At 68.9% G+C, this 3,401-nt stretch carries 5 protein-coding genes and 1 pseudogene; 3 read left to right on the top strand and 3 right to left on the bottom strand.

Annotated features, from left to right (window positions below; translation table 11 throughout):
* Positions 1 to 359: amino acid ABC transporter permease (locus FFS27_RS30610; RefSeq protein WP_137952444.1), on the top strand; the 359-nt coding region annotated here is incomplete at its 5' end.
* A 4-nt stretch (positions 360 to 363) separates the two neighbouring features.
* Here FFS27_RS30610 and FFS27_RS30615 read toward each other — a convergent pair.
* A complete protein-coding gene (locus tag FFS27_RS30615; protein WP_003084333.1) occupies positions 364 to 858 on the bottom strand; it encodes a DUF523 domain-containing protein in 495 nt (164 codons plus the stop codon).
* A 265-nt stretch (positions 859 to 1,123) separates the two neighbouring features.
* Here FFS27_RS30615 and FFS27_RS30620 point away from each other — a divergent pair, with 265 nt between their 5' ends.
* Positions 1,124 to 1,678, top strand: coding sequence for a DUF6160 family protein (locus FFS27_RS30620; RefSeq protein WP_003084327.1), 555 nt, complete (start codon positions 1,124 to 1,126; stop codon positions 1,676 to 1,678).
* Between the two features lie 21 nt (positions 1,679 to 1,699).
* Here the strand turns inward: FFS27_RS30620 and FFS27_RS30625 are convergent, their stop codons facing one another.
* Complete coding sequence (locus FFS27_RS30625) at positions 1,700 to 2,398, bottom strand: 2OG-Fe(II) oxygenase (RefSeq protein ID WP_021263263.1); 699 nt, start codon at positions 2,396 to 2,398, stop codon at positions 1,700 to 1,702.
* A 48-nt stretch (positions 2,399 to 2,446) separates the two neighbouring features.
* Between FFS27_RS30625 and FFS27_RS30630 the strand changes: the two genes are divergently transcribed.
* On the top strand, positions 2,447 to 3,199 hold the full coding sequence (locus tag FFS27_RS30630; protein ID WP_004364975.1) for a hypothetical protein: 753 nt from the start codon (positions 2,447 to 2,449) through the stop codon (positions 3,197 to 3,199).
* A 19-nt stretch (positions 3,200 to 3,218) separates the two neighbouring features.
* On the opposite strand, the pseudogene FFS27_RS30635 reads toward FFS27_RS30630, so the two are convergent.
* Positions 3,219 to 3,401: pseudogene (locus FFS27_RS30635) on the bottom strand (alpha/beta hydrolase); the annotation flags it as partial.

The following is a 3,401-nucleotide window of genomic DNA, read 5'->3' on the forward strand; positions in this document are numbered from 1 at the left end:
ATCTCTCGGAGTCCATGCGCGGGGCGATCCTCGGCATCGACAAGGGACAATGGGAAGCCGGGCTCTCGGTCGGCCTGACCTGGGGCCAGACCCTGTGGAACATCATCACTCCGCAGGCCCTGCGCCTGGCGGTGCCGAGCCTGTCGAACAGCCTGATCAGCCTGATCAAGGACACTTCGCTGATCTCCGTGATCACCGTGACCGAGCTGATGCTGGCGACCAAGGAGGTCATCGCCGAGACCTTCCAGCCGCTGCCGCTCTATCTCGCTGCCGCCGGGATCTACTGGCTGCTTTCGGCGCTCTTCGAGCGTGTGCAGAAAGCCCTGGAGAACCGCCTGACCGCGCCGCTGCGGCGCTGAGCGTTCAGCCGCCGGCGTCGAGGCCGGCCAGGCAGACCGCGGCGCGGTCCAGCTCGTCTTCGTTGAAGACCAGCACGCCCATGCGCTTGAGGGCGGCGGCGGTGACGCCCTCGCCGGCGACCCGGCTGCCGTTGAAGCGGCCGTCGTAGTTCTCCAGGTTGCCGCAGGAAGGACTGCGCGCCTTGAGCACGGCCATCCGGATGTCATGGCGGCGGACCAGCTCCACTGCCGCCTCCGCACCCAGCAGGAATGCTTCGCTGACATCCTCGCCGTCGACGGTGAAGACCCGGTTCAGCCGGTCCAGCACTTCGCCGCCCTGGCCGCCGGGGATCTCCGCTGGCGGGCGGGGCGTCGGCAGGCCGCCGGCGACCTCCGGGCAAAGGGCGACGATCCGCCCCTGCGCATGCCAGCGCGAGAGCAGGTCGAACGGGCCATGGCTGCCACCGTCGTAGCGCACCAGGTGGCCCAGCAGGCAACGGCTGACCAGAACCTTCTGCATGGATGCTCCACCCCTTTGACAGGCACACAGAGTAGCCTGCCGCTCACCGATGGTCACGCCCGGTAACAGTAGCCGGGAAGCACCGGGGAAACCCGCCCTCGACCCAACCGGAGTTAGGCCTCGCGGTAGCGCTCCAGCGCCCGTATGGCGGGCACCAGGGCTATTTCTTGCCGATCCTTAGGATAGAACTGCGGGCGGCCCATGGCGAACCTCCGCCGCCCCGAGCAGACTGGCTTCCCGCGCAACCGCGAAGGACCCGCCCGTCATGCTCCCGACCCGCTCGCTTCTACCGTTTTTCCTGGCCCCCGCGCTGCTCGCCAGCGCTGCCAGCCAGGCGGCCATGGAGGCCCTGGACAACGACAGTCTCAGCCAGGTCACCGGCCAGGCCGGCATCAGCCTGCGCCTGGACCTGCGCGCCGGCGCGGCCAGGGTCGCCTGGGTGGACGACGGCGGCAGCCTCTCGCTGCGCAACCTGGTGATCGACAACGGCTGCGTGAAGGCCGGCGACTGCCCGGACGGGCGCGGCGGCAACATCCCCCTGGGCGCCGCCCAGCTCGGCCTGAGCCTGCCGATCTTCGGCGTCGAGCAGCCGACCCTGGCACTGGACGTGACCACCGGCAGCGGCGGCGGGCAGCAACTGGCGATCAGCCTGCCGGACCTCGCCACCATCAACGACCAGTTGATCGCCAGCGGCCTGCCGGCGCAGCGCATCCGCCTGCGGGTGGCCAGCGACCTGTACATCGGCGACAACTCGATCGGCCGCATCGAACTGCGCGACATCACCGACCTGCGCGGCACGATCAAGGTCTGGGGTCACTGAGGCGGCGACCCCGCCGAGGGTTCAGGAGAGTTGCAGGAGGGATTCGTTGCGCCGGCGGAACCAGCCGGTCAGCGACAGCCGGTCGCGGCTGGCGGGCAGGACTTCGTGCTCGGTGCCGGCGGACATGAACAGCACCAGGCTACCGCCCGTCGGCTGGATGTCCACCTGCCGCTGCGGCAGGTGCAGGCGCAGCGCGCCGCCATGCTCGGGCAACCAGGCATCGTTGAGGTAGAGAACCGCGGAGACGGTGCGTGCGTCGTCGTCGCGGAAACGATCGACATGCTTCTGGTAATAGGCGCCCGGCGGGTACAGCGCGAAGTGGCACTCGAAATCCTCGAGGCCGAGGAACAGCGAGGCGTTGAGCGCCTGGCGCAAGCTGTCCATCACCCCCAGGTATTCGTCGCAGGCCGCGGATTCTCCGGGCTCCAGCCATTGCGTGAGGTCGCCGCGGATGCCTTCGCGGATCACCTGGCCGTCGCCGCGGCCGATCGCCGCCGGGGTCAGGTCGCCCGCGACCGCACGGATGCGGCACTCTTCGGCCAGTCTGGTGGTCAGACGCTCAGGCATGAAGATGCTCTGGTGCGACCAGCCCTGGTCGACCAGTTCATCGACGATGCGATGCAGGAGTGGATGATTGACGTTGATGTGCATTGTCCATTGTAGCGTGCCGCCCCGGTGTCTCGACAAGCGGTCCGCCGCATGTCGACAATAGCGCCCCATGGACGGCACCACCCGAACGACGAGGCTTTCGCCGCCAAAGGAGTATCAATGCGCGCTTTGCTCGCCTTCGCTTTACTGCTGGTTGGTCTGCCCGCCCTGGCCGACCCTTATCAACGCCTGTACCAGGCCGCTGGCTGGCCCGACCAGCGCGCGCATTTCAGCGATGCCCTGGACGCGGCGCAGAAGCGCTACCAGGACAAGCTGCCGCCCGCGCTCTACCAGACCCTGGTGGACAACAGCAATCGCCGCTTCGCCCCGGCCGAAGTCGACCAGCGCGCCCTCAACGGCCTGCGCGAGAACCTGCCGGACAGCGCCAGCCCGCTGAATTTCTTCGAGTCGCCGCTGGGGCGCAAGGTGGTCGCCGCCGAGGTGCTCGCCACCCGCCGCGACCAGTTGCTCCAGCACAGCAACGGCCTGCCGCGGCAGACCGCCAGCGAGCCACGCCGGGCCCTGGTCAAGCGCCTGGCCCAGGTCCTTCCGGCCCGAGAGGCCGGTGCGGAAGTCAGCCTGGCCCTGGCCGGGGTCGCCGCCGACAGCCTCAGCCAGATGCTTCCGGGCCTCCCCGGCCTGCTTGGCGGCGGACAGACCGGCCAGTTGCTGGAAGGCCAGCGCCAGCGCCTGGTGCAGCAGATCGGCGCGGACCTGGAGAACACCCTGCTGTATGTCTACCGCGATCTCTCCGACGCGGAACTCACCCAGTACGTGAACTTCGCCGAGTCGCCGTCCGGCCGCAGCTACTACCAGGCGGCCCTGGCCGCGCTGAAAGCCGGCCTGGCGGTGGACCAGGCGGTCGCCCCCTGATCGCCGCGGGGCCTGGAACTCAGGCCCCCAGCGCGTCGCTCAGGAAATCGAAATAGCGCCGCCGCAGGCCCTCGCTTTCGTTCGCCAGGTGATGGCGCGCCTCTTCCAGCAACAGTATCCGCGGCTCGTCGAATTTCTCCCGCAGCACCTTCAGGCCATGGCGCCAGTCCACCGTCTCGTCGGACTCGCCCTGCACCACCAG

It is taken from the genome of Pseudomonas sp. 2VD, assembly GCF_005503585.1.
Classification (GTDB): Bacteria; Pseudomonadota; Gammaproteobacteria; order Pseudomonadales; family Pseudomonadaceae; genus Pseudomonas; species Pseudomonas aeruginosa.

Coding starts and splice junctions, on each gene's coding strand:
- FFS27_RS30615 (WP_003084333.1), bottom strand. CDS start 858: ATGCAGAAGGTTCTGGTCAGCCGTTGCCTGCTGGGCCACCTGGTGCGC.
- FFS27_RS30620 (WP_003084327.1), top strand. CDS start 1,124: ATGCTCCCGACCCGCTCGCTTCTACCGTTTTTCCTGGCCCCCGCGCTG.
- FFS27_RS30625 (WP_021263263.1), bottom strand. CDS start 2,398: ATGGGGCGCTATTGTCGACATGCGGCGGACCGCTTGTCGAGACACCGG.
- FFS27_RS30630 (WP_004364975.1), top strand. CDS start 2,447: ATGCGCGCTTTGCTCGCCTTCGCTTTACTGCTGGTTGGTCTGCCCGCC.